The 501-nt window shown below is 47.1% G+C and carries 1 protein-coding gene; it reads right to left on the minus strand.

Annotated features, from left to right (window positions below; all coding sequences use genetic code 11):
• A partial coding sequence (locus R7Z50_RS31540) for a CBS domain-containing protein (RefSeq protein ID WP_318150281.1) occupies nt 1-501 on the minus strand: 501 nt, incomplete at both ends.

Raw genomic sequence — 501 nt, forward strand, 5'->3', positions numbered from 1 at the left:
AGATGTAAGCATTATGGTCGAGAGAGATCACTTCCGTCGTCATGACTGTTGAAACATCATCTTGAGGAGACAAGCCTTCCGCAAGCACTCGAGTACATAAATCTCGGTCAGTAATGATGCCTAAAACGGGCGATTGCGGGTCATCTTCGTCACGGACAAAATCGGGGTCGACAATCAAGAGTGATGAAATGTTGTCCTGAGCCATTAACTGCGCTGCTTGTTGGATTGTTTGGCCGCGGTTTATGGTCGGGGCATCGCCAGTAAGTAGGGTCTTGACTTTAGAGGTAGTTAAGTCGTTTGCGTCTTTGTTTTCTGAAATGGTTTGGCGCAAGCGGGCGCTGTTTTCTACTTCAACAAAATCGGCGAAAGAGTCGAAGTTGTCGTAGATCTCTTGAAACACCTCGACCGGAATGCAGTAGAGTAGGGTGTCTTCAATAGCTTTTACCGGGAAACGAACTTTGTTGTTGGTAAGCAGCCCCATTTGACCGAATAAGTCGCCTT

Source organism: Vibrio sp. 1249-1 (assembly GCF_033340495.1).